This window comes from Atribacterota bacterium (assembly GCA_028717805.1).
Taxonomy (GTDB): domain Bacteria; phylum Atribacterota; class Phoenicimicrobiia; order Phoenicimicrobiales; family Stramentimicrobiaceae; genus Stramentimicrobium.
Genome location: JAQUNC010000001.1, coordinates 18,329 through 42,770 on the forward strand (window position 1 = coordinate 18,329; position 24,442 = coordinate 42,770).

Consider the following 24,442-nt stretch of genomic DNA (forward strand, 5'->3'; position numbering starts at 1 on the left):
TAAATGAGCAGGTTAAACCGTGTATTGCTAATTATTGTAATTGTTCTGGCAGTGGTAACAGCATTGGTTTGGTTTAAACCAGATTTACTAACCTCTTTTTCTTTATCGTCGTTAAATCCCTTTAGCAAAGAAAAAAGTTTACCGGTAACTACCAATACATCCACTGCTCAACTATCACCCGGGGAAAACATCACAACCACTACTCAACGAGATACTGCTCAAACTCCCCAAAGTAGGATTGAAAACACCGCTCTTAATGAAACTGAAGAAGAGCTAACTCCGTTTGAGAAAGAAATAAGACAGAGACATGAAAGTTATCAAACCAAAATCTATACCTATGAACCATATGAACCCCCAGTATTACGTAATCCCTTTCAGAGAGTAGTCAGTACTGTATATGTAGGAGACGAGGAGGAAGAGCGGCTGGCTAAAGAGTTAAGAACTGAAGAAGACATTCGTAGATTTGTCCAACCGGAGTTGCCTCCGGGAACTAAATTTACCGGATTGATTTCTTCCGGTGATACCAAATTGGCTATTATTGAAATGGAGGATGAAACCTATATAGTTAAAGAAGGCGAGCTGATTCAGGATAAATATTTAGTTAAATCAATACAGGATGACCAAGTTATTATTGAAATTAATGGATATGAGATTGCACTAAAATTGGGAGGTGAGGAGGACAGTAATGATTGAACAAATGAAAAAAAGGCATATAAATAATGACCATAACAGAACTAAGATTGATTGTCTGGAAAATAGCACAGCTGATTTTAGCAGAAAGAAAGTTTTCATTGTTTTGATTTCTTTATTATTATTTTTCTTTTTATTTGATGTTTGTCTTGCTCAAGTAAATATTACCATTACTAATATCTGGTATAAGAAGATGCCCAATTTTACCAGAGTAACTATCAAGGCTAATCAGCCAATTCAAGAATTTGAATCAATGTATGTAGGAGACCCGGATCGGGTTGTTATTGACATTAATAATGCTGATTATAATATTACCGGGTTGGTAAAGAATACCCTCTTCTTGAATATGGGTTCTGTCAAACAGGTCAGGTGTGGACAGATTGAGTCAGATAAAGTAAGATTTGTCATTGATTTATTTCAACAGGTAGATTACGATCTGGCGCTGGATAGCACCAAACAGTTATTGCAAATTAATGTTTATGATTATAAAGAGTTCCTCACTCCTGAAAAACAAACATTTACTGTGGAACCTCTTAGGGCAGAAGAGATTAAAAAAATAAAAGAACAAGAAGCGGCTATGGTCCCCTCTCTGGTGGATCAGGTTACTACTCCCATTACTATGAACCTAAAGGAAACTGAGGTTGTTGATGCTATTCGAACCCTATCTATGTTGAGTGGTATTAATATTGTGGCAGACGATTCAGTTACCGGGAATATTACCCTTAATTTAAATGAAGTTTCTTTTAAAGAAGCTTTAAATTGGATTTTAACTTTAAAGAGACTTAGCTATGCTCAGGTAGGGAATGCTCTGATTATTGGTACCGAAGATATTATTGAAACATATCGGGAAAAGATAACACGTATTGTTCATCTGGAAAATGCCAGTGTAGAAAATACCAAGAGTGTTCTGGATAATTACTTTGGCGATAATAGTAATATCAAGATAACCCCGGATGCCAGGTTGAATAACCTTATTGTTGAAGGAACGGAAGAAATGGTATTAAAAGCGGAAGAGCTGATTGCGGAAATGGATACCAGCTTGATTACCCGAAGCTTTAAGATTGATAATGCCACTTTTTCGGAAGAAGTTGATGAAATTAAGAGAATGTTAGGTATTGTTATTCCGGATGAAAATAGAATTATAATTGATTACCGGCAAAATGAAATTATTATTAAGGGAAACCAGGAAGAAATTGCTAATGCTGAGACCATGATTCAAGGACTGGACAAACGTGCGCCACAGATTATGATTGAATCTAAAATTGTGGAGATTACCCTGGATGCCGAAAAGGATCTGGGAATCTCCTGGTCTTCCGGTGCCACCGATGAGGAAGGGGTTGTTCCTGGTAGGATAGTACTGGGTGAAATAACCTTAGGTGGTTCATTTGAAAGACAGGGTTTAATTAAAGCAACCCTTGATGCCTTACAAAGAAAAGGGGAAACGAATGTTTTATCAAATCCCAAAATACTAACTCTTGACGGTAAAAAAGCTGTGATTCTTTCCGGTCAGAAAATTCCGATTCGTGAAATTACTGAAGAAGGTATAGAAACGATTCGCTACCTTGATGTTGGCTTAAATATGACCATTACACCCAGATTAAGTATGGATGATAAAATTACCTTGGATTGCGATATAAAAGTTGAGTCATTAGGAGCTGAATTAATTCAAGGATATCCCATCATTAATTCCAGGCAGGAACAGGCAATTATACGCTCACCTTTAGGAGTAACTAATGTGATAGGAGGATTGATTACCTCAGAAGACATCGAAAATATTACTGAAATACCATTTTTAAGTAAATTACCCCTTATTGGTGAGTTATTTAAATTTACCAATCATACCAAGAAAAGATCTGAAATTATTATCCTGATTACTGCCCATAAAGTTGAATATTAATTCGTGATGAGTATTGCGTAATTAGTAATAAGTAATTAGTTAAGAAGTAAATGATAAACACTAGTAAGTAGAAAAACAAACATATTACTTTTAATTACAAACCAATAACTAAATACTAAATATTAACGGCCAGAATATCATAACAAAGAGCGTAGTAACGAAGCGTTCTCATTCAATTATATCTAAGAAAATATTTACTGAAAACTAAAAACCATAAACTGAAAACTTTTTATAAAAAGGGAGGGGAAGGGTTTGACCAAAAAAATATCTAAAGAGAATAAGAAAATAGTCCTGTTATTATCAATTTTTATATTGTTTGCTATAACACTTTCCGGTTGTAACTGGTTTGGTGAAGGTATTTTAAATGTTTTTGACCCCAAAGCCCAGATAAGAGTTAATTTTACTGAAATAAAATTTGCTGAAGACGAAGGTACTATTGATTTGGAGATTTACTCTATTAACCAGGTGGAATTTATTGGAGAAGGTTTTGGCTATAAATATTATAATGATGGAGTATTGATTCCTGATTTAACAAAGACAGTTGGTATGGCATTTTATGTTGCCCACTCTGATTCTCCCGGGACTCCCGGAGATATAACTGAAATAACAGATTTGCCGTTATATTATCAGCAGGTGTTGGATTATGTTAAGATGAATCCAATGATTACAGAAATTACTTGCACAATTAGCTTAATTGGCACTGATGGTGCAGGGCATGGCATATCTAAATCAGTCACAGTAGAATTTCCGGCTATTCAGCCTGGTGTTGACTTTGAGCCTCCAACGGCTGAAATAGATGTAATTCCAGATACAACTGGCACAGCTCCGTTTAGTGTAATTTTTGATGCATCAAAATCCAAAGATGATAGGGGTATAGCCAGCTATAGTTGGGATTTTGGAGATGGTTCAACAGGAAGTGGAGTTGTTGTTGAGCATACCTATAATAATGTTGGTGCTTATAATGTAACACTTACCGTAACAGATTATTTTGGTAATAAAGGATATGCTTTTGAAAGTATTACAGTAGATTACTTTACTGCAATAAATATCATTGTTGTTGCAGTACCAGCATCCTTTGCTAGTGGTGGAGGAGATTCAACCATAACTGCCTATGTTATAGATTCTGTTGGTGAACCAGTAGTAGGCGTAAATGTAATATTCAGCACTGAAGGAGGAACCTTGTCTAACACAGTAGATGTTACCGATGCGGATGGTACTGCCACAACTGCGTTGGCAGTCCCGCCTAATTCTACTGATAATAATATAACTATTAAAGTAACTGCGCATGTTGGTAGTCAAAGTGGATCTACCACTATCACTGTGCTTAAATAAACCATAAAGAATTGTCACAGAAATAGGGGACGGTTCTCTGTGTCATTGTGATACAGAGCCGTCCCTGTATGTCATGGGGACTGTCATGGGGACGGTTCTCTTGACATAGAAGGGAAAGACTCTCTGATTAACTATACCCCACTGGTATTTTATATGATACCAGTGGGGTTTTCTATTGGAAATTACCAATTTTTTAATTTGACTTGATTTTACTTTGCTGTAAAATGATAATTAGAAAAAAATAATTTTCCCGAGTGTGATGAAAATGGCTAATAATCAAAATGATGAAAAAAAGACACTAAAAAGAAAATATTTCTGGTTACGCCTCTTGATGCATATTCCCAATTTTTTTAAATTAGCCTTTCGTCTGGTCAGGGATAAAGATGTTCCTCTGTATCTGAAAATAATTTCTTATGCCGCTTTTATTTATGTTTTATCTCCATATGATTTAATTCCGGTTATTTTATTACCCTTTATTGGCTGGATAGAAGATGTCATAATTTTTTATTGCTGTATGAAATTATTGGTTAATCTCAGCCCTCCTGAGGTTGTGGAAAAACATGTTAAAGCAATTGATATGGAAATGAAGCAACGATTCAGTCAGTTTTATTATAAAAGATAAATGGTATTTATCGCTATAAACTTTTTTTGAATTAAAAATCTTACTATGCTAAAATTTTATTGACCACAAAAATGATGAAAATTAGTTAATACTGATAGATTTATGAAGTTTAAAATAATTATATCACCAAAAAAAGGCTGGGAAGTTTTTAAAATAAAAAAACAGGAAACTTTTAATAAAACTGGAAATGATTTTAAAGATAACTTGCATTACTTTACTAGGATCAATTAAATGATTAAGATAAGATATCCATAAGAGGAGTGAGTTAAAATAAGAGAGTATACTATCAAAGATATTGCTGAAATTGCCGGTGTGTCTCAACGAACAGTTTCCCGCGTAATTAACAGAGAAGCAAGGGTTAGTCAAAAAACAAGGGAAAAGATAAACCGTATTATCAGTTCGACTGGTTATCAGGTCAATTTAGTTGCCAGGTCACTTCGAAAAAAAAGGACCGGAATCCTCATTGTTTTTTTAGAAAAAAATACCACCAATTATATGGGAAGTTTTACCAATGTTTTTATTAATAATCTGAATGATATGGCCAATGATTTTGGGTATAAACTTATTGTGTCTAAATCTTCAGCCTATCAGGTGGAAGAAAATAAACATGATGGCTTTTATTTACTAAAACATGGCCTGGCAGATGGAGCTTTTATTTTTGATACCCGTGAGGTGGACATGCGCATTGACTACCTTGTAAACAGTAATATTCCCTTTGTTATAATCGGAAGAGATAATATATATGATTCTACATCCTTTGTTAACCTGGATAACTTTAAAGTAGGATACATAGGTGCAGAGCATTTGATTAAAAGAGGCAGAAAATCAATCGTATTCCTTCTGGGTGATAAGAATTTTACCGTTAGTCAAGATCGAGCAAAAGGATTTTTACAAGCTATAAAAGAGTATAATATTATATATGAACTGGTAAAAATTGAATATGGAATCAGAAGTCCACAAATGGCATATCAGAGGATGAAAAATATTATGGATCAAAAGATTCCAGATGCAGTTTTTGTTTCTGGGGATGAAAGAGCACTCGGGGTATATCATGAGATACAGGAAAGAAAATTACGAATACCTCAGGATATCGCTGTATTAGGTATTGACAATATTTTAATATCAGAATACTATTATCCTGCCCTATCAACGATTGACCATTCTATTTATCAGATGTCCGAATGGGCTATGAAGATATTGGACATCCAGTTAAGAGATTTAACTAACCAACCCTGTCGGAGAAAGATATTCCAGCCAAAATTAATCATCCGAGATTCAACATAACCTCCAATTCTCCATAATTAAGCCATAAAGATATTAAGATAGCAGTAAATATTTTTATTTGACAATGAAAAAAGGTAATGATATAGTGATAATATATAAAATGCCATCGATGGCATTCCTTTTTGTTAATGGTCAAAAAAGGAGGTGGTAAAGAGTTGGCCATTAATTTTATTAAAATTTAAGGGGGATAATTAATTGAAAAAAATTAAGCGATCTCTTCATTTTTTTAAAATATTTTTACTTGCTGCTATTTTTCTGCTGAGTTTTGCTTTTAACGGAATTTCTGCTGATAAAGAGGCCAAAATTTTAGAGATTTATCACTGGTGGACTTCAGGTTCAGAAAAAGCTGCCATGGACGCATTAATTGGACAATATCTCAATGAATACCCTGATGTTACTGTTTTAGAAAGCCCTGTTGCCGGTGGGGGTGGTTTGGAGATGCGGCAAGTGATGCATACATTAATGCTAGCAGGAGAAGCTCCTGATTCATTTCAGAGCTATCCGTTTGGTTTGATACCTTACTGGGAAGCAGATATGTTAATTTCTATTGATGAGGTATGGACGGATGAAGTGAAAGAAGCTGTACCAGATGTGGTAGAAGATATGTGTAAAATGCCTGATGGCCATTATTATGCCATTCCCTGCGGAGTGCAACAGGCTGGCGTTTTCTTTTACAATACCAAGATATTTGCAGAAAACGGATTAACTGAACCGAAAACATGGGATGATTTTTGGAACATTTGCGAAACTCTAAAGAAAAAAGGCATTGATCCAATTGCACTGGGTGATAAAAATGCCTGGCCATTAACATATATTTTCCGTACCCTTACTGCCAGTCAAGGAGTTACCTATTATGAAGATTTTATTAATGGGAAAGTAAGCACAGAATCACATCTGCAGCTGGTTGATACACTGGAAAAAATGGTTAAGATGAGTCAATACTATAATTCTGATCATGCAGCTCTAACCTGGGATGAAGCAATGGGGCGTGTTGTTACTGGTGCAGCAGGATTTAGTATTATGGGTGACTGTGGTGCTGGTGAATTTATTGTAGCAGGAAAGGAATATCCTGATGATTTTGGTGCTTTTTATGCTCCCGGAGCTGCTGATATTTTTGGGGTGAGCTTGGATGTATTTGCATTGCCAAAAGGCACTAAGCATCCCGTTCAGGCAATGAACTGGTTTAAGATTATTGCTACGAAGGAAGCTCAAAGTTCTTTTGCAGGACCTAAGGGTTTTATCCCTGCCAGAACTGATTCATTAATGGGTGAAGGTTTCTCTAATTATCAGAAAGATGAATCAGCTGTTCACTTCAAGGAAGCTGCATATTATCGTCCTGGAATGTGGAGTGGTACTCCAGCAACCTTTATGGGTCATTTGCAGGATATTATATCTCAGGAAATCGGAATTAATAAGGATGCTGCGGCTGCTGCGAAAGCCATAGCCAGGATTGTTCAAGAAACTGATTGGCCAAAACAATGGGATTTAACACCATAAATGAAAATTTTATGTTACTGTAGTATTAGTAAATAGTATTGATAGAGAGGTAATGTAAGGTTTTCATTAATCTAAAAAATAGATTGATGGAAGCCTTACATTATTAATGTATGATTAAAAAAATAGGAGCAGTTAATTGGAACAGGGTAAGAAAGAAAAACTAATTGCTTTAATGGTCATTTTGCCTGGTCTCATCATTATATTCATCTTTTATTATATTTTTACAGGATGGAATTTTATTATTTCCTTAACTGATTGGGAAGGATTTATTCCCAGTTATAATATTATCGGACTAAAGAATTATATACAGCTTTTTCATGATTCTCTATTTTGGATTTCATTAAAAAATAATATATTATTAATTGTTCTTTTTGTTCCCGGAGTAATAATTATAGGTTTATTAATGGCAATTTTGCTTGATCAAAATGTGAAGGGAGAAGGGATTTTCCGCAGCATATATCTATTGCCTTTCTCGCTCTCTTTCGTAGTAACGGCAACTTTATGGTCTTGGATGTACAGTCCCAGGGATGGAATAATCAATTTTATTCTTCAAAAAATGAACCTTGAATCTTTTCAGCAAGGATGGATTACAAGTCCCCAGCTGGTAATGTATTGTATTATCATTGCTCTTATCTGGCAATTTGCCGGTTATTCCTGTATTATTTTTTTGGCAGGAATCCGATCAATTCCCCAAACTCAAATAGCTGCAGCCAGAGTGGATGGAGCTTCAAATATTACCATTTATAGGCGAATTATTTTACCTCAATTAAAAGCATCTTTTATTACATCTTTTATTGTTTTTATGTGTTTTGCATTGAAGGCATTTGATTTTATCTGGGTTCTTAATCGTGGTGGACCTGGATATTCTTCCCATATTTTGGGGATAACTATGTTTAAAGAGACTTTTTCTTTTGATCGTTTTGCTTATGGGGCATCTTATTCAACAATAATTTTATTACTCAGTATGGTTATTGTTATTCCCTTTTTATTACGTATTTATAGGGAGAAATAGCTATGAATACAATCAAACCGACTCGGATAGTCTTGTATGGATTGTTAATATTACTAGTTATATACAGCCTGCTTCCATTATGGAGTTGTATTGTTACTGCCTTAAAAAGCTCAAAAGAGGTTGTGCTAACAACGCCGATTACACCACCGGTGGAGCCAACAATGGTAAAACTTATTGAATCCATCGATTTATTAAAAAGGTCTTTAATCAATAGCATAATCCTGGTCTTTTCCGGTGTTATGGTTGCCACTTTCTTTGGTTCTTTTTTAGGATACATCTTTTCCAAGTGTAAATTTCGAGGGTCATTTTTTATCTTCATTCTGGTGGTATTATGTCTTTATATCCCACCCCAGGTGCAACTGATACCTATGGTTCGCACTATTTCAAGATTGCATTTATTTGGAAATCTGGGTGCTCTGGTTTTGTTGTATATGTTGTTTGGGATTCCTATGTGTACTTTTGTCTTTAAAACATTCTATGATGATGAAATACCAAATAGTTTCATTAATGCTGCCAAGGTGGATGGTGCAGGTATATGGACAATTTACCGACGTGTTATTCTACCGCTCTCAGTCCTTCCTTTTGTGGTAGCTGCCCTGCTACAGGTAGTTGTAATTTGGAATGATTTTATTTGGGGACTGGTCCTGACCAGTGGTAAGGCGAATTTACCGATAACAGTTGCCATGGCCAATTTAAAGGGTTCTTTCGTGGCGGAATGGAATTTACAAATGGCAGGTGCCTTATGGGTATCTTTGCCTACCTTGATTATTTTTATCTTTTTAGGAAAGTATATTATTCGTGGTTATAGTAATGTATAGGAGGAAACAGTATGGCCAACTTAACCATTAAAGGATTGACTAAAAAATATGATGAAACAATTGCTGTAAATAAGTTGGATTTAGAAGTTAAAGATCGAGAATTCCTAGTTTTAGTGGGACCCTCGGGTTGTGGCAAAACAACTGTTTTAAACAGTATTGCTGGTCTGGTAAATATCAATGAAGGGGAAATATGGTTTGGGGAAGAATTAGTTGATGCCCCACAGAAGAAAATATTTAAAATTCCCCAGCAACGTGGAGTAGCAATGGTTTTTCAGGATTACGCAATCTATCCACATATGACAGTTTATTCCAATATGGCATTTCCTCTGGAAGTTCGGAAAATAGAGAGTAAGGAGATAGAGAAAAGAGTAACACAAGCTGCAAAATTATTGGGTATCGATCATTTACTCCAGAGAAAACCTAAGGCGTTGAGTGGTGGGCAAAAACAACGGATTGCTTTAGGCAGAGCAATAGTAAGAAATCCAAAAATATTTTTGATGGATGAGCCATTAGCTAATCTTGACGCTAAACTTCGTGTACAGGCACGGGTGGATTTAAAAAAATTGCAAGAAGAATTAGGAGTCACCACTATCTTTGTGACCCACGACCAGATTGAAGCCATGACCATGGGTGACCGAATTGCATTAATGAACAATGGCCGGATTGAACAGATTGGGACACCGCTTGATTTGTATCTAAAACCGAAAAACATATTTGTCGCTGATTTTATCGGTAGCCCGCCTATTAATAAATTCCAGGGAAATCTAGTGAAGAAAGAAAAAAACATCGGTATTGATTTGCGGTTTTTATTTTATCCCTTAACTGCAGAACAAAGTGAATCCATTGTTGACAAAGAATTTTCCAAAATAATCATCGGAATAAGGCCAGAAAATGTTCTGATTGTTCGTAATCAAAAAGAAGGCTTATTTCAAGCAAACATACTACGCATTGAACCAGTTGGGAAAGAGTATAACATTCATCTCAAAGTAGAACAGACGCTATTCATATCAATTGAAAATTCTGTAGATTATTTTCGGGAAGGAGATACAGTGTGGATTACTTTTTCTAAAGATTATATTTATCTATTTAATCAAGAATCCGGTGAAGTTCTTTCTTAATTACATCTTTTTCTAAATCATTAATCTTTGTTTTGAGGAGAAATCGAGTGTCAAAAAAAATGAAACAACTAATAATTTTTTCTGTTTCCATTATCGCTTCAGCTATTCTATTTTTTTATTTGTTAGAAACCTTACTGGTCTGGAGATTGTTTTTTGCTATTATAATGTTCTTGTCTACCTATATTATGTTTGATGGATTTGTAAAATATAGATGAGTGATAAAGTTATGATTGTTAGTTTATTGAGGAGGATTATCTTTGATGAGTAAGAAATTTAAAATTGCACTGGCACAAATCGATTGTCAGCTTAAGGATAAGGATAAAAATATTGACCATACCCTGGAAATTTTAGACCAAGTTAAAGGACATGCCGATATCATCTGTTTCCCGGAGCTATTTACTACTGGTTATGATTTTGAAGTAATCGGAAGTGCCTTTTATGACCTGGCAGAAACGATTCCGGGCGAAACTACTGCAATATTGTGCAAGAAAGCCAGACAATACAAGATGGCTATCATCGGAGGCATTGTGGAAAAAGATGAGTTCAGTCCAGATATCCTCTATGATTCTGCCATTGTTATCAATAAAGAGGGAGAAATAGCCGGGAAATATCGAAAATATTTTCTGTATCCCTTAGAACATAGATATTTTAAAGCCGGGAAAGAAATTCCAATATTTAATCTGGGAACTATCCGAGTGGGAGCTGCAATCTGTTATGACCATGCTTTTCCTGAATTATTTCGAGTGCTTACTCTGAAGGGTGCGCAAATTATCTTTATTCTTTCGGCAATACCGGAAGGATTTCAGTATCTTTTAAATTTGCGGGCTTGTGCCAGAGCACAGGATAACCAGGTCTTTATTGCTCATGTTAACAGAGTTGGGCAGGATGGGGAAACTCGATATTGTGGCTTGAGCAAAATTGTAAATCCCAGAGGTGAACTTATATCAGAAGCCTCACCGACTTCGGAAGATGTGATTATTGAGCAGATTAATCTAGAAATGATTATGCAGGAAAGAAAACAGGAGAAAATCACAAAAAGCCTTAGAGCTGAAATTTATCAGGAGCTAAAACGGCTTATATAACATTTCATTTTTTCAAATACTTCTTAATCACCCTTTTGAAACATAATTGAATACCAAAATAATTTATTTTTCTATTAATTAATCGGTCTTTATGAAAAAAGCAATGAATAAAATGTCAAAAGAAATAAAAATACATATTATTTCTCATACTCATTGGGATCGGGAATGGTTTTTAGACAATAAATATACCAGTGAGTGGTTAATTCCTTTTTTTAACTCTCTATTTTCAATACTAAAAAAAGAGACTGAATATACATTTGTATTGGATGGACAGAGTCTGATTGTGGAAGATTTTTTTAAGGAATTGAGAAGACAAAAAAGGGATTCTTCAAAATATCGTAAATTAATACAAAAGTATTGTAAACAGAGGAGGGTTCTAATTGGCCCCTACTATATGCAACCTGACAGTCAATTAGTCAGCGGCGAATCCTTAGTCCGAAATTTGTTAATTGGACATCAAATTGCGGAAAGACTTGGTAGTATCATGAAAGCGGGATGGTTGTTAGATAATTTTGGTCAGGTATCTCAGACTGTTCAAATACATGATCAGTTTAACCTGAAAGGATTGTTTGTTTGGAGGGGAGTTGAAATGGAACCGACTGGGATCCGTTCTGAATTTTTATGGGAAAGTCCAGATAAAACTAAATTACTTGCAATCTATCTCTTAAGCAGTTATCGGAATGCTATGCGCCTGGGAAGGTACAAAGAAATTATGAATGAAAGAATTTTAAATGAAGTTCAAAAAATATTTCCTTTTGCCACTACTTCCAATGTTCTGTTAATGAACGGCTATGACCAGGAAATGGTCCCGGATGAATTTATTTCAGATTTAAAAAGACAATCTTTCCCGAATATGCAAGTAACACAAAGTACGCCTGAAAAATATCTAGAAACCATTAAAAAAGAAAATCCTGAATTAAAGGTACTGAAGGGAGCTCTTTATAGTGGACGATACATATCAGTATTTCCAGGTACACTATCAACGAGGGTATATTTAAAGTTTCTGAATGACCAATGTCAGCAAGAACTGGAAAGGTATGCAGAGCCTTTATCAGTTCTATCTTGGTTGGCAGGATGGAAATATAATAGAAAAGAATTAATGGACTGTTGGAAAAAATTATTAAAGAATCATCCCCATGATAATATTTGTGGAGTTAGTATCGATGATGTTCATACGGGTATGGAGAAAAGCTTTCATCATATTTTGTCAAAATCACGTCATATTTCAAATAATAAACTGAATGAACTCGCTATGAGTGTTGATACCTCAGCTAAACCAAAAGATTCCACAACTTACTTGTTGTTTAATCCTACTCAAGAGATTCGAAATAAGGTCCTCAGCATCACCAGAAATCAGAAGAGAAAAACTACTTTTATTGATTCACAGGGAAGAGAATTACTGCAAGAAAAAGTGAATACGAATAGTTATCATGTTTATGTAGAGGGAATTCCCTCTTTCGGATTTAAAGCGATTTATACCAGTAATAAGCAAGAAAAGTCTTCTCGGAGTTCAAAATTGACCATTTCTGATCAAGTGATTGTAGAAAAAAATAGAATAGAAAATAAATTTGTACAAATTACAATAAATAATAATGGGAACATAGATGTGTTTGATAAAATCAATCAATGTCATTATCGAGGACTGGGAAGTTTTATTGATAGTGCTGATGCTGGAGACGAATACAACTATTCCTATCCTGAAAATGATATTATTTTTAGTACTGAAAATTGTAAAGCAAGAATAGAAATAATTGAAAAAAGCAGTCTAAAGGTAATTGTGAAAATAAGTCTGGGTATGCAATTACCTGAATCTCTCTCTGCAGACCGGAAAACACGTTTAAATAGATACAGAGAATTTCCAATTATTACCTGGATTTCTCTCGAAGCCCAATCACCTATTATTCGCTTTAAGACAAGTTTAAAAAATACCGTCAAGGATCATCGGTTAAGAGTTTTATTTTCTTCAGATATCGATACCCGGTATTCTTTTGCAGGCACTCAATTTGATATTACAAGACATCGGATTAAAGTAGGGACTTTTGATGATCATAATATCCCGGACAATGTGCAACGTATTATGATTGGAGCAAGAGAGAAAAAGCCCGTAATGACTTTCCCCCATTGTAGTTTTGTTGATATCAATAATGGGCAAAGAGGAATAGCATTATTAGATAGAGGCCTAAAGGAGTATGAAATTCTTCCTGAGCGAAACACAATTGCCATTACTCTTTTTCGATCAATTGGTTGGTTGGCCAGGGGGGATCTCTTAACCAGGATCGGTGATGCCGGACCTACAATTTTTACCCCTGAAGCTCAATGTTTACGTCAAATGACTTTTCACTATGCCCTTGTCTTCCACCAGGGAGATTGTTACCAGGGAGGTATACCCCGATTAGCGGAAGAGTTTAATATCCCTCCCAGGTTAGTGAAGACTAATAATGGTCATAAGGGTAATTGGAAAGAGAATAAGAGTATATTACAGGTAAAATCGAAAAACGATATTTTGAGAGTAACTGCACTAAAAAAGATGGAAAAAGGAAGTGCCACTATTCTTAGATTATTCAACTGTTCTCCGAATAAGGTAAGAGGAGAGATTTCAGCAGATAATATAATTCGAAAAGTATATCTGGTTAATCTTAAGGAAGAAATCATCAAGGAGATTCAAACTTTAAATAAATACAAATTTAAATTAACTGTAAAACCCAAAAAGATTGTTACCCTAAAATTATTCTTAGAAAAGCAGAGATTAATTGGTACAAAGAGAGATTTTATTTCCAATCAGAAAAATGTTGAATTTTTAGACATTGAAAATAGTTATGAAGCAAATTTTAATACCCTCAAGACAGTTCCATTGCTTTCCAGGAGTGATATTCTTCAAGAAGAGCTGAGAATAAAGGAAATCGAGAAAAAACTTGAAAAAGCAAAAAAGAGGATTATTAACATTAGAAATAGGATGCATAAAGATGACCATCCTGATTCAGCAAATTCAAGAGAATTTGATTTTTGTTACCATAGGGCGAGAGGAGATGTAGAAGCCTTTCAAAGAGAGATGCTGGAAGCAAATTTATCGCTATTGCTGGCAAAGAAAAAATATCTCCAGACTTATGCTCAGAAACCCAGTTACATTGGGGAGTCCTTGAAAGAAATAAATGAGAAATTAAGAAAAATAGGATATGCCTTGAATAATGCCAGGATTAATAAAAGAGCTTATGAATATATTGTTGAATATTACCAACATCGTCTAAATATTCTTCAAAATAAGACCACTCTTCCATCTAATTTTAAGCAGAATTAATAGCCTAAATGGATAGCTTGTTAAATTAGTGACTGCTAATAAAGTAAGGTGACCTGTAGAGAAAATCATTATGGTATTAAATGTTGCGGAATAAAAACGGGTTAAGCCTATTTTCGAAAAATTCATTTTAAATTATGGTCTTTACGATTCACTCCCTATCAATTTAGGTAGTTAAAAAGAAAGTAATATCTCAATCTTCTTTAATTTAATTCGGTGTTTCCCCTAAAAACCTCATTGCATTATCAGTTAATAAAATATAAAATAGAGATAGGCAGAATAACTGGAATAAAATAAAAATTTATAAAATTGGAGGGATGTATTGTGAAAGAAATCACTAAAAAAACAATTGAAAAGCTGATTGAGGAAAAAGATGATCTTAGTATTTCAATTTATATGCCGACTATATCTGCAGCAAGTAGTGACGTAAAAAAAATGCCCATCCAACTAAAAAACCTGCTTAATAATGTTAAAAAGGAATTACAGGATAAATATAATGTGGATATTCGTAATATTGAAGACTTATTAAAACCAGCCACGAATTTATTGGGAGATAGAGTTTTTTGGCAAAACCAGAAAGAAGGATTAGCTATCTTTGTCAGTCCCGGACAATTCCACTATTTTCGCTTAAACAGTTCGTTAGCGGAGAAGTCTTCAGTAAGTAAGTATTTTAATATTATACCTTTGATTCCAGAGACTATGTTTAATAATATTTACTATGTATTAGCCTTAAGCAGAAATATGAACAGAATATTCCGGGCTACCAGAGGAAGTATTATGCAGTTAGATATTGAAGGTATTCCGGAGAGCTTAAAAGAAATATCTAAATATTCCGAAAACGAGAAGAGTCTTTCTTCGCATACCTCTGGCTCAGAAGGTGCTGGAACAATTTTCCATGGAGTAGGAGAAATTGATGCTGATAAGAGAGAAGAGTTAATGCAATATTTCCGACAAATAGATCAAGGTTTGAATAAATACCTGGATAAAAAAACTAAGTCTCCTTTAATTGTAATATGTGTAAAAGATCTTTTCCCGATGTATTATGAAGCAAACTCTTATCCCTACTTATTAGAAGAAAGTATAGAAGGCAATCCTGATGAAATTTCACCCGATACAATTTTAAAGAACGCCTTTCCCATAGCTTCAGGTTATTTCCATAGCCAATTGGAAAACATCACATCTTTATATCATAATATAAAAGGTACCGGTAAGACCTCCACCCAGTTGGAAGATGTCGTTTCAGCTGCATACTTTAGTAGAGTAGAACAATTGTTAATAAAGAATAGGGCTTCTCAGTATGGTAGTTTTAATCCGGAAGAGAATCGGGTATATCTGACAGAACAAGGAAATGAACAATATGATTTATATAATTTTGCTGCTATAAAGACTATTTCCAATGGTGGACAGGTATATATTCTTGATGAAGAAAAAATGCCTGATGGAGAAAACATTATTGCTTTTTACCGATTCTAAAAGGTGGTTGGTTTAAGAAGGTTATAGTTTTCAGCTTGTGTTTATATATTTTTGGGTAAATTAGAATGGGATTGCTTCCCTCATCTCTTAATCTGGTTAAGGGATAGGAGAAGCAATTTCAAGTATTTATTCTCACAAATGGTATTCTTTAGCCATTAGCGTTAATTAGTTTACAGTGGTTAATTTTTAATTAAGAGCAATAGATTAATATTTCTATAAATAAAAATACTTGCTTTTTGCTTATTAATTATTACTTATCACTGTATTTTTGAAACATTATACGGAATAGGTAATATTATAGTGCACTATACACTCAATGAGTAAGACTAATAAGTCGTTGTAAGGTAGAATAGCAATTATGGCAATCTAATACTCTTAAATTTACACTGACGTTATCAGGTATACTGATTGAACCTATTTACCATATTTCTTCCCAATGATACTATATTTAAAAATATATTTGAAAAAGATATTTATATGTTATAGATAGGCAGAATTATGCGTATAAGCATCCAATCACTCGGTTGTCCTAAAAATTTAGTAGACAGTGAAGTTATTTGCGGTTATCTATTAGAATATAACTATACCTTAACTAATGATATAGAAGATTGTGATATTGCCTTAATCAATACCTGTAGTTTTATTGAACCGGCAGTTGAAGAATCCATTGATGCTATTTTAAAGGCGGCACAATTAAAAAAAGATGGCAAAATAAAATACATCGTGGTAGCCGGTTGTCTTTCTCAAAGATATGAGCTCCAAGAACTGATAAAATCATTACCTGAGGTGGATGCTTTTATTGGCATTAATGAGATAGCCAGAATTAACGATATTATGGAAAAAGTTACTAGAGGAGAAAATGTATTTCAGGTAAATTTAAAACCATGTTTTATTTACAAGGAAAGTTCTCCACGCTTTCTTTTTACTCCTGGACACTACACCTATCTTAAAATAGCCGAGGGTTGTAATAATGCCTGTGCATATTGTCTTATCCCCCATATTAAAGGTAGCTATCGTAGTCGAACTATGGAGTCAATTTTTTCAGAAGCTCAATTTTTGATAGATAAATATCCTTTAAAAGAAATAATTCTAATAGCTGAAGATACTACCTATTATGGAGTAGACCTTTATGGCAAGCCATCACTGGCAAGCTTGTTGTATAAATTGGTTCAATTAAAGTGGTCTGAGGAGAATCGCATTAGAATTCTTTATACCCATCCTGCTCATTACGATGATCAGTTAATTGATTGCCTGGCTAAAAATGACCTATTTTGTTCCTATCTGGATATACCTCTCCAGCATATCAGTAATTCGGTATTGCAGAGAATGAATAGAAAAGTTAATAAGAAAGACATAATAACACTTATTGAAAAATTGAGAAAAAATATTCCCGGATTAACCTTGCGCACTACCTTTATGGTAGGATTTCCTGGAGAGACAGACGCTGATTTTCAGGAACTGTGTGATTTTGTGCAGGAATATCAGTTTGAACAGGTAGGAGTCTTCACTTATTATAATGAGACCGGTTGTTTGGCCAGTAAATACTCGGATCAAATACCGAAAAAGATTAAGAAAACAAGATTAGATACATTAATGAAAATACAACAAAAAATTGCTTTAAATCATCAAAAGAGAAAGGTAGGTAAAAAGATAAAAGTATTAATTGACGAGATTTCTGAAAAAAAGAAAGATATTCTGGTAGGTCGTTCCTGTGCTGAAGCTCCTGAAATCGATGGGAATATTTTTATCTTGAATGGGAAGAAAAAGGATATAGGGAACTGGGTGAAGGTTGAAATTAGTAAAGCATATCCTTATCATTTAGATGGTAATATATGTTATGAATAGAAATTTAATATTTGCAGATTGAGAAAAATTATGGTTATAATAACATAACTAATTATTTTTTATTTTTAACCTGCATTTTTAGAAATTGGTAATGCTGTTCTCACAGATTAACTAGCAAGATAGATATGAAGTAAATAAGAAATATCATGTTTAATGCAAGAGCTAAATAAGGAGAAAGGAAGCCGTACTTTGATAAAGGAGAGAATAAAAAAATTCTGGCTGGAAATAAATAAAGGTGTAATACAACCCAATGCCTTCCTGGTTATTAATCCTAAAAATATCTTTTATTTGACCCAGTTTAAAGGAGAAGGCCTTCTACTTTCTACTCCTGATCAAAACTATCTTATTACTGATTCACGTTATACCGAACAGGCAAAAACAGAAGTGCAACATTGTGATATTATTATCCAGGAATTGAAACAGAATGATGCTCAGACTATTTCTTTATCTAATCTTATTGCAGAATTGAAGATAAAGGAATTAGGATTTGAATCCGATTTTCTTAAAGTTAGCGATTATCAAAAATATCAACAGGTTATGCCACAATTAAAATTATTTCCCTTTACCAATATCCTTGAAATAGTTCGTATAGTTAAAGATCAATCTGAGATTAATTTGATAAAAAAAGCTGTGCAAATTGCTGATACTGCTTTTCAGGAAACCGTGGGAGAGTTATCACCCGGGATTTCTGAGCTTGCCCTGGCCAACCGATTGAATTATAATATGCGAAAAGAGGGTGCTACCAAGGAAGCCTTTGATTTGATTGTAACTTCAGGTGAGAGAGGTGTCCTGGTTCATGGTGCACCATCTGATAAACAGATTAAAGATGGCGAACTCATAGTAATTGATTTTGGTTGTAATTATGGCATGTATAACTCGGATTGTTCCCGAACATTAATATTAGGAAAACCAGATAAAGGGCAGGAGCAAATATTTAATATTATCAAACAAGTGCAAATAGAGACATTACAGAAAGTTAAAGCTGGGGTACAATGTAAAGAACTGGATGAATTTGCCCGCTTGGTAATAGAAGAAAGTGGTTATGGCGATTTTATTCAGCATTCCTTAGGTCATGGCGTTGGATTGGATATTCATGAGTTTCCACACCTTAATTCTTACGATAAAACCATATTACAACCAGGTATGGTAGTAACAATTGAACCTGGTATTTATGTTCCTGGTCTGGGAGGAGTACGAATTGAAGATACGGTAGTAATAACCGAAAAAGGTTGTCATATACTTACTATGCTACCTAAAGAGCTATCTCTTGCTTTTTATTCCGAAAAAAATTTTATATAAATAGGAGAAAAGAAATGAGTTTAGAAAAGGTTGATTTAGATATATATCAACTTATCAAGAAAGAAGAAGAGCGTCAAAAATATACTCTAGAACTTATTGCTTCTGAAAATTTTGTCAGCGATGCAATTTTGGAAGCCCAGGGTTCTGTCTTAACCAATAAATATGCAGAAGGTTATCCCGGTAAAAAGTATTATGGCGGATGTCAGTTTATTGATAAAGTGGAAATTTTAGCCATTGAGAGGGCTAAACAATTATTCTCAGCTGATCATGCTAATGTACAACCTCATTCAGGATCACAGGCCAATATGGGAGTCTATTTCAGTATATTAAAACCCGGAGATACTATCCTCTCTATGAACCTTGCTCATGGTGGTCATCTTACTCATGGCAGTCCGGTAAATTTTTCTGGAATGCTATATAATATAATACCTTATGGCGTTACCAGAAATACGGGACGAATTGATTATGATGAATTGGAAAGTTTGGCTTTACAGAATAAGCCCAGAATGATTGTTGCCGGCGCCAGTGCCTATCCCAGAGAAATAGACTTTGCCAAATTTCGAGAAATAGCTGATAAAGTTGGAGCATTTCTGATGGCCGATATTGCTCATATTGCCGGATTGGTTGTTGCCGGTGAGCATATAAGCCCAATTCCACATTGCCATTTTGTTACTACTACAACTCACAAAACATTAAGGGGACCAAGAGGAGGCTTAATACTCTGCCAGGAAGAATTTGCTAAACAAGTTGATAAGAGTATTTTCCCTGGTATTCAAGGGGGTCCCTTGATGCATGTTATTGCTGCTAAGGCGGTTTGCTTTAAAATGGCTATGCAAGATGATTTTATTACTTATCAGAGACAAATTAAAGAGAACGCCTCTGTCCTGGCTCAGAGGTTAATGGAAATGGATTATCGGCTGGTATCTGGGGGAACTGATAACCACTTGATGCTGGTTGATTTAAGGAATAAGGGCCTTACCGGTAAACAGGCGGAAAAGGCATTAGAAGAGGCGGGTATTACAGTGAACAAAAATGCTGTACCTTTTGATACCCAACCACCTATGGTTACCAGCGGTATTCGTATTGGTACACCGGCTATGACTAGCCGAGGTATGAAAGAAAAAGAGATGACCCTTATTGCTGAATTAATTGACAGAGTACTTTGTAATATTGATAATGGAAAGGTAAGGCAGGAAGTACGGCAAGATGTACAGACATTATGTCATCAGTTTGTTGTTTAACCTGGCGCTGAAACAGCATTTATTATTAAAATCAATGTGATAAATAATTGAATAATATATATTCTAGAAAGGTAAGGGGGAGTTAACTTGATTTCTACCAGCGATTTTAAAAATGGCTTAAGCATAGAATTAGATAATTATTTATATACTATTATTGAATTTCAACACGTTAAACCTGGTAAGGGAGGTGCCTTTGTTCGAACAAAATTAAAAAATGTACAAACCGGAGCAGTTATTGATAGAACCTTTCGAGCTGGTGAAAAGTTTGAACAAGCAATCATAGAACGTAAAGATATGCAATATATTTATAATGATGGTCATAATTATTATTTTATGGATAAGGATACCTATGAACAAGTACCCATAGATATGGAGATGATAGGTGATTCAGCTGATTTATTGAAAGAAGGAAATGATGTTGAAGTTACCTCCTGTAAGGGTATGATAATCGGTATTCAACTGCCAACCACTATTGCCTTACAGGTAGTAAAGACCATGCCTGGAGTAAAGGGGAATACGGTATCCGGGGCTATGAAACCTGCAATTGTGGAAACCGGTGCGATCATACAGGTTCCTCTCTTTATCAAGGAGGGGGATATTATTAAAATAGCAACAAGTGATAAAAAATATCAGGAAAGAGTATAAAAAATATATGGAATTAGCGAGTATTGTTACCGATAAGGGGAGTATCAATATTTCCCGAATTACCATTGAAGTATTAATTGGTCTTGTTTTGCAGGATATAAATGGCATAATACATCCAAGGAAGACTGGTATGCCAAAAATTATCCAGTCTTCGGTCGATGACACCGGTAAAGAAAGCAACAATATTACTCAGGAAATCAGGATAGAAATAAAACCAGATTCGTTGTTGGTCAATCTCTTTTTGAACATTCAGTATGGTATAAGAATCCCTGATTTAACCTGGGAAGTCCAGACAAAGGTGAAGGAAAAAATTAAAGAGGCAACCAGTCTGGACGTTGATCAAATCAATGTTCATATTCAGAGCATACGTTTTTCTAAGAAACACTATAATAAGGGAAAATTAGTTGCTTCAGGGAGCTTTTTAAAAATATTCTAAAGACAAAGTACAATTTGATAATAAAATAAGTGCTTGGGGAAGTTATGGGGAATAGAAGAGTAGCCAGGGAGATGGCGTTGAAAATACTATTTCAAGTTGATCTTGTTCATTGTAATGTCAATGAGGCAAGTTCATACACCTTTCAAATTGAGGACCTATTGCAATGCAATGATTCTGATAGTATTATCTCTTTTTCCCAAGATTTAGTAAAGGGAGTCCTGGCAAATCTAAATGAAATAGACGCGCTAATTAGAAAACATGCGAATAACTGGTCATTAGAAAGAATGGCCAATATTGACCGTAATATTTTACGAATTGCTATTTATGAAATAGTCTTTATTGATAACATTCCTAAAAGTGTTTCCATAAATGAGGCAGTGGAATTAGCAAAAAAATACAGTACTGAAAATTCCTTTGGTTTTGTCAATGGCGTTTTAGGTAAAGTTGAAAAAAATGATAATTAGTATAAGTACAAAAAAATTAAAAATTTAAGGCCTTAGATGTTAATAAACTCTATCAATGAAAAAATATTTACCGTAAGCAGCATTACTCATCATATTCAAATGCTTTTTAATTCCGATCCTCTTCTTCATAATATCACCATTATAGGTGAGATAAGTAATTTTAAATATCATTCTTCAGGTCATATGTACTTTGTTTTAAAAGATGATCAAAGTCAGATAAAATGTGTGATGTTTCGGGGGAATAATCAGGGACTTGATTTTGAGCCAGGAGATGGAATAAGTGTAAAAGCAAAAGGAGAGGTAAGGGTGTATGAAAGAAGAGGAGAATATCAGTTTTATGTTTCTCAAATGACTGAAGCAGGAAAGGGTGCCTTATTTGCTGCCTTCGAAGCTTTAAAGGAAAAACTAAAAGCAGAGGGGCTGTTTAGACCTGAAATAAAAAAGACTTTACCAAAAATACCTCGTAAAATTGCTGTTATTACCTCACCTACCGGAGCGGCTATCAAAGATATTATTTCTATTACCTTGCGGCGATTTACTAATATGCATATTATTATTGTTCCAGCTCAGGTGCAAGGAGATGAGGCAGCAAGACAGATTGCCGAAAATATTGACTTCCTTAACCAGGAATTACCGGAACTGGACTTCATTATCATCGGTAGAGGAGGAGGGTCAATTGAAGAATTATGGGCTTTTAATGAAGAGAGATTAGCCCGGGCTATTTACGCTTCCCAGATTCCCATTGTATCAGCTGTGGGTCATGAGACTGATTTTACCATCTCTGACTTTGTAGCAGATCTTCGTGCTCCTACTCCTTCGGGGGCAGCTGAAATGACTATTCCTGATAAAGAAAGTTTAGTCCAGCATCTTAGATTAATGCAGGGGAAATTAAATCGTATTATCTGGCATATTATGGAATTGAAAGAACAGAGATATTTGAATACAGTGGTAAATTTAAAATATCAAAGCCCGAAAAACCAGATTCTTCAACATCTACAAACCATTGATGATTTACATAATCGATTGAAATTGAATATGAAACATATTGTTAATATAAATGAAAATATTTTAATAAACTATAAAGAGAAAATCATTACTTTAAGCCCTAAATCGATACTGAGTAGGGGATATAGTATTTGTTTGAAAATACCTGAAAGGATAGTAGTTAAAAAAATTAATCAGGTAGAAAAAGATAATCAAATTGAGGTTCTAATTCAAGATGGTAAAATTTCAGCAAATGTTTTCGGAAAGGAGGAAATAAAGAATGAGTGATAAGAAAAAAAAGGATGAAGATATATCTTTTGAAGATTCATTAAAAAAACTGGAAGAAATTGTAGAAGAACTGGAAAAAGGCGAACTTAATTTAGATGAGGCATTAAAGTTATACGAAGAAGGAATGCATTTTTCAGATAAATGCTTAAAAAAATTAAATGAAACAAAACAAAAAGTTGAAAAGCTAACCAGAGAGGGTGATAAAAAATATCATACTGAACCATTTTCTGTAAATAATAATGAAGAGGCTAATAACAAGTAAATGGAATTAACTTCCTACTTACAGGAAAAAAAGAAAATTATTGATCAGTACCTGGTAGAAAAACTACCTTCAGAACAAGAAAATCCTTTCCTGATACATCGATCTATCCGTTATAGTGTTTTAAATGGTGGTAAAAGGCTCAGGCCGATATTGACCTTAATGACTGCGGAATTATTAGGGAAATCCTATGAACTGGTATTACCTACTGCTGCCGGGATTGAATTAATCCATTGCTTTACCCTGGTTCATGATGATTTACCCTGCATGGATGATGATGACTATCGCAGGGGGAAGTTGACCAATCATAAAATTTTTGGAGAAGGTATGGCGGTATTAACTGGCGATGCTTTGTTAGTAATGGGATTGTCTTTTATTTGTCAGAATGCAGAATTAGAAGGAGTTAGTAAAAATTCAGTTATTCTGGTATTACAGAATATACTTGATATGCTGGGAACAAAGAAGATGCTGGGAGGGCAGGTAGAGGACATTAACTGGCAGTCTCAAAACCAGAATACAGATAATATCAAGGATATTTATTTAAAAAAGACTTCAGCTTTAATCTGTGCTTCTTTGGAAGCAGGAGCTTTATTGTCTCAAGCGAGTGAAGAACAAATTTCAGCATTGAATGGATTTGGTGAGAATATAGGCCTTGCTTTTCAAATTACTGATGATTTACTTGATTTACAACAGGATAAAAAAGGTTATGATAAACCAACCTATCCCGCAATTTTTGGTGTTGAAAAATCGAGAGATTGGATTCAGCAATATTGCAGATTGGCAAAAGAAAGTATGTCAATTTTTGGAAGTAAGGCTGACTTATTTTGTAAATTGGTAGATTATGTACAACACCGGAAAGAGTAA

General features: G+C 34.5%; 22 protein-coding genes. All 22 read left to right on the top strand.

Annotation, left to right across the window (positions count from 1 at the left end; translation table 11 throughout):
• Positions 1 to 3: 3 nt before the first annotated feature.
• The 22 genes from PHD84_00095 (at position 4) to PHD84_00200 (ending at position 24,442) form a co-directional block, all read left to right on the top strand.
• Positions 4 to 693, top strand: coding sequence for a hypothetical protein (locus PHD84_00095; protein ID MDD5636217.1), 690 nt, complete (start codon positions 4 to 6; stop codon positions 691 to 693).
• Complete coding sequence (locus PHD84_00100; protein ID MDD5636218.1) at positions 686 to 2,587, top strand: secretin N-terminal domain-containing protein; 1,902 nt, start codon at positions 686 to 688, stop codon at positions 2,585 to 2,587. Before PHD84_00095 ends, PHD84_00100 begins: the two co-directional genes overlap by 8 nt.
• Before the next feature lie 252 nt (positions 2,588 to 2,839).
• Positions 2,840 to 3,919 (top strand): PKD domain-containing protein, encoded by a 1,080-nt coding sequence (locus PHD84_00105; protein MDD5636219.1) that lies wholly within the window; start codon positions 2,840 to 2,842, stop codon positions 3,917 to 3,919.
• 265 nt (positions 3,920 to 4,184) lie between these two features.
• Complete coding sequence (locus tag PHD84_00110) at positions 4,185 to 4,541, top strand: DUF1232 domain-containing protein (protein MDD5636220.1); 357 nt, start codon at positions 4,185 to 4,187, stop codon at positions 4,539 to 4,541.
• A gap of 294 nt (positions 4,542 to 4,835) precedes the next feature.
• On the top strand, positions 4,836 to 5,825 hold the full coding sequence (locus tag PHD84_00115; protein ID MDD5636221.1) for a LacI family DNA-binding transcriptional regulator: 990 nt from the start codon (positions 4,836 to 4,838) through the stop codon (positions 5,823 to 5,825).
• A gap of 195 nt (positions 5,826 to 6,020) precedes the next feature.
• Complete coding sequence (locus PHD84_00120) at positions 6,021 to 7,322, top strand: ABC transporter substrate-binding protein (GenBank protein MDD5636222.1); 1,302 nt, start codon at positions 6,021 to 6,023, stop codon at positions 7,320 to 7,322.
• A gap of 136 nt (positions 7,323 to 7,458) precedes the next feature.
• Entirely contained in the window at positions 7,459 to 8,334 is an 876-nt protein-coding gene (locus PHD84_00125; GenBank protein ID MDD5636223.1) for a sugar ABC transporter permease, read from the top strand.
• A gap of 2 nt (positions 8,335 to 8,336) precedes the next feature.
• The gene (locus PHD84_00130; protein MDD5636224.1) at positions 8,337 to 9,152 is read left to right on the top strand and encodes a carbohydrate ABC transporter permease; all 816 of its coding nucleotides are present in this window, start codon (positions 8,337 to 8,339) and stop codon (positions 9,150 to 9,152) included.
• A gap of 11 nt (positions 9,153 to 9,163) precedes the next feature.
• Positions 9,164 to 10,270 carry an ABC transporter ATP-binding protein gene (locus tag PHD84_00135; GenBank protein MDD5636225.1) on the top strand — a complete coding sequence of 369 codons (1,107 nt, stop codon included), beginning with the start codon at positions 9,164 to 9,166 and terminating at the stop codon, positions 10,268 to 10,270.
• Positions 10,271 to 10,317: 47 nt separating this feature from the next.
• A complete protein-coding gene (locus PHD84_00140; GenBank protein ID MDD5636226.1) occupies positions 10,318 to 10,485 on the top strand; it encodes a hypothetical protein in 168 nt (55 codons plus the stop codon).
• Positions 10,486 to 10,530: 45 nt separating this feature from the next.
• Entirely contained in the window at positions 10,531 to 11,352 is an 822-nt protein-coding gene (locus tag PHD84_00145; protein ID MDD5636227.1) for a carbon-nitrogen hydrolase family protein, read from the top strand.
• A gap of 112 nt (positions 11,353 to 11,464) precedes the next feature.
• Entirely contained in the window at positions 11,465 to 14,647 is a 3,183-nt protein-coding gene (locus tag PHD84_00150; GenBank protein ID MDD5636228.1) for a glycoside hydrolase family 38 C-terminal domain-containing protein, read from the top strand.
• A 321-nt stretch (positions 14,648 to 14,968) separates the two neighbouring features.
• A complete protein-coding gene (locus PHD84_00155) occupies positions 14,969 to 16,117 on the top strand; it encodes a hypothetical protein (GenBank protein ID MDD5636229.1) in 1,149 nt (382 codons plus the stop codon).
• A gap of 498 nt (positions 16,118 to 16,615) precedes the next feature.
• The gene (rimO, locus tag PHD84_00160; protein MDD5636230.1) at positions 16,616 to 17,962 is read left to right on the top strand and encodes a 30S ribosomal protein S12 methylthiotransferase RimO; all 1,347 of its coding nucleotides are present in this window, start codon (positions 16,616 to 16,618) and stop codon (positions 17,960 to 17,962) included.
• Positions 17,963 to 18,151: 189 nt separating this feature from the next.
• Positions 18,152 to 19,261, top strand: a complete 1,110-nt coding sequence (locus PHD84_00165) for a Xaa-Pro peptidase family protein (GenBank protein MDD5636231.1) — start codon at positions 18,152 to 18,154, stop codon at positions 19,259 to 19,261.
• Positions 19,262 to 19,275: 14 nt separating this feature from the next.
• Entirely contained in the window at positions 19,276 to 20,502 is a 1,227-nt protein-coding gene (locus PHD84_00170; GenBank protein MDD5636232.1) for a serine hydroxymethyltransferase, read from the top strand.
• 87 nt (positions 20,503 to 20,589) lie between these two features.
• Complete coding sequence (gene efp / locus PHD84_00175; protein MDD5636233.1) at positions 20,590 to 21,147, top strand: elongation factor P; 558 nt, start codon at positions 20,590 to 20,592, stop codon at positions 21,145 to 21,147.
• A gap of 7 nt (positions 21,148 to 21,154) precedes the next feature.
• Positions 21,155 to 21,583 carry an Asp23/Gls24 family envelope stress response protein gene (locus PHD84_00180; GenBank protein MDD5636234.1) on the top strand — a complete coding sequence of 143 codons (429 nt, stop codon included), beginning with the start codon at positions 21,155 to 21,157 and terminating at the stop codon, positions 21,581 to 21,583.
• 44 nt (positions 21,584 to 21,627) lie between these two features.
• The gene (gene nusB, locus PHD84_00185; GenBank protein MDD5636235.1) at positions 21,628 to 22,047 is read left to right on the top strand and encodes a transcription antitermination factor NusB; all 420 of its coding nucleotides are present in this window, start codon (positions 21,628 to 21,630) and stop codon (positions 22,045 to 22,047) included.
• Positions 22,048 to 22,083: 36 nt separating this feature from the next.
• Complete coding sequence (xseA, locus tag PHD84_00190; GenBank protein ID MDD5636236.1) at positions 22,084 to 23,319, top strand: exodeoxyribonuclease VII large subunit; 1,236 nt, start codon at positions 22,084 to 22,086, stop codon at positions 23,317 to 23,319.
• Complete coding sequence (locus PHD84_00195; protein MDD5636237.1) at positions 23,312 to 23,581, top strand: exodeoxyribonuclease VII small subunit; 270 nt, start codon at positions 23,312 to 23,314, stop codon at positions 23,579 to 23,581. Before xseA ends, PHD84_00195 begins: the two co-directional genes overlap by 8 nt.
• Complete coding sequence (locus PHD84_00200) at positions 23,582 to 24,442, top strand: polyprenyl synthetase family protein (GenBank protein ID MDD5636238.1); 861 nt, start codon at positions 23,582 to 23,584, stop codon at positions 24,440 to 24,442.

Coding starts and splice junctions, on each gene's coding strand:
- PHD84_00130 (MDD5636224.1), top strand. CDS start 8,337: ATGAATACAATCAAACCGACTCGGATAGTCTTGTATGGATTGTTAATA.
- PHD84_00145 (MDD5636227.1), top strand. CDS start 10,531: ATGAGTAAGAAATTTAAAATTGCACTGGCACAAATCGATTGTCAGCTT.
- PHD84_00135 (MDD5636225.1), top strand. CDS start 9,164: ATGGCCAACTTAACCATTAAAGGATTGACTAAAAAATATGATGAAACA.
- PHD84_00150 (MDD5636228.1), top strand. CDS start 11,465: ATGTCAAAAGAAATAAAAATACATATTATTTCTCATACTCATTGGGAT.
- PHD84_00195 (MDD5636237.1), top strand. CDS start 23,312: ATGAGTGATAAGAAAAAAAAGGATGAAGATATATCTTTTGAAGATTCA.
- nusB (MDD5636235.1), top strand. CDS start 21,628: ATGGGGAATAGAAGAGTAGCCAGGGAGATGGCGTTGAAAATACTATTT.
- PHD84_00110 (MDD5636220.1), top strand. CDS start 4,185: ATGGCTAATAATCAAAATGATGAAAAAAAGACACTAAAAAGAAAATAT.
- PHD84_00100 (MDD5636218.1), top strand. CDS start 686: ATGATTGAACAAATGAAAAAAAGGCATATAAATAATGACCATAACAGA.
- PHD84_00170 (MDD5636232.1), top strand. CDS start 19,276: ATGAGTTTAGAAAAGGTTGATTTAGATATATATCAACTTATCAAGAAA.
- rimO (MDD5636230.1), top strand. CDS start 16,616: ATGCGTATAAGCATCCAATCACTCGGTTGTCCTAAAAATTTAGTAGAC.
- PHD84_00200 (MDD5636238.1), top strand. CDS start 23,582: ATGGAATTAACTTCCTACTTACAGGAAAAAAAGAAAATTATTGATCAG.
- xseA (MDD5636236.1), top strand. CDS start 22,084: ATGTTAATAAACTCTATCAATGAAAAAATATTTACCGTAAGCAGCATT.
- PHD84_00180 (MDD5636234.1), top strand. CDS start 21,155: ATGGAATTAGCGAGTATTGTTACCGATAAGGGGAGTATCAATATTTCC.
- PHD84_00095 (MDD5636217.1), top strand. CDS start 4: ATGAGCAGGTTAAACCGTGTATTGCTAATTATTGTAATTGTTCTGGCA.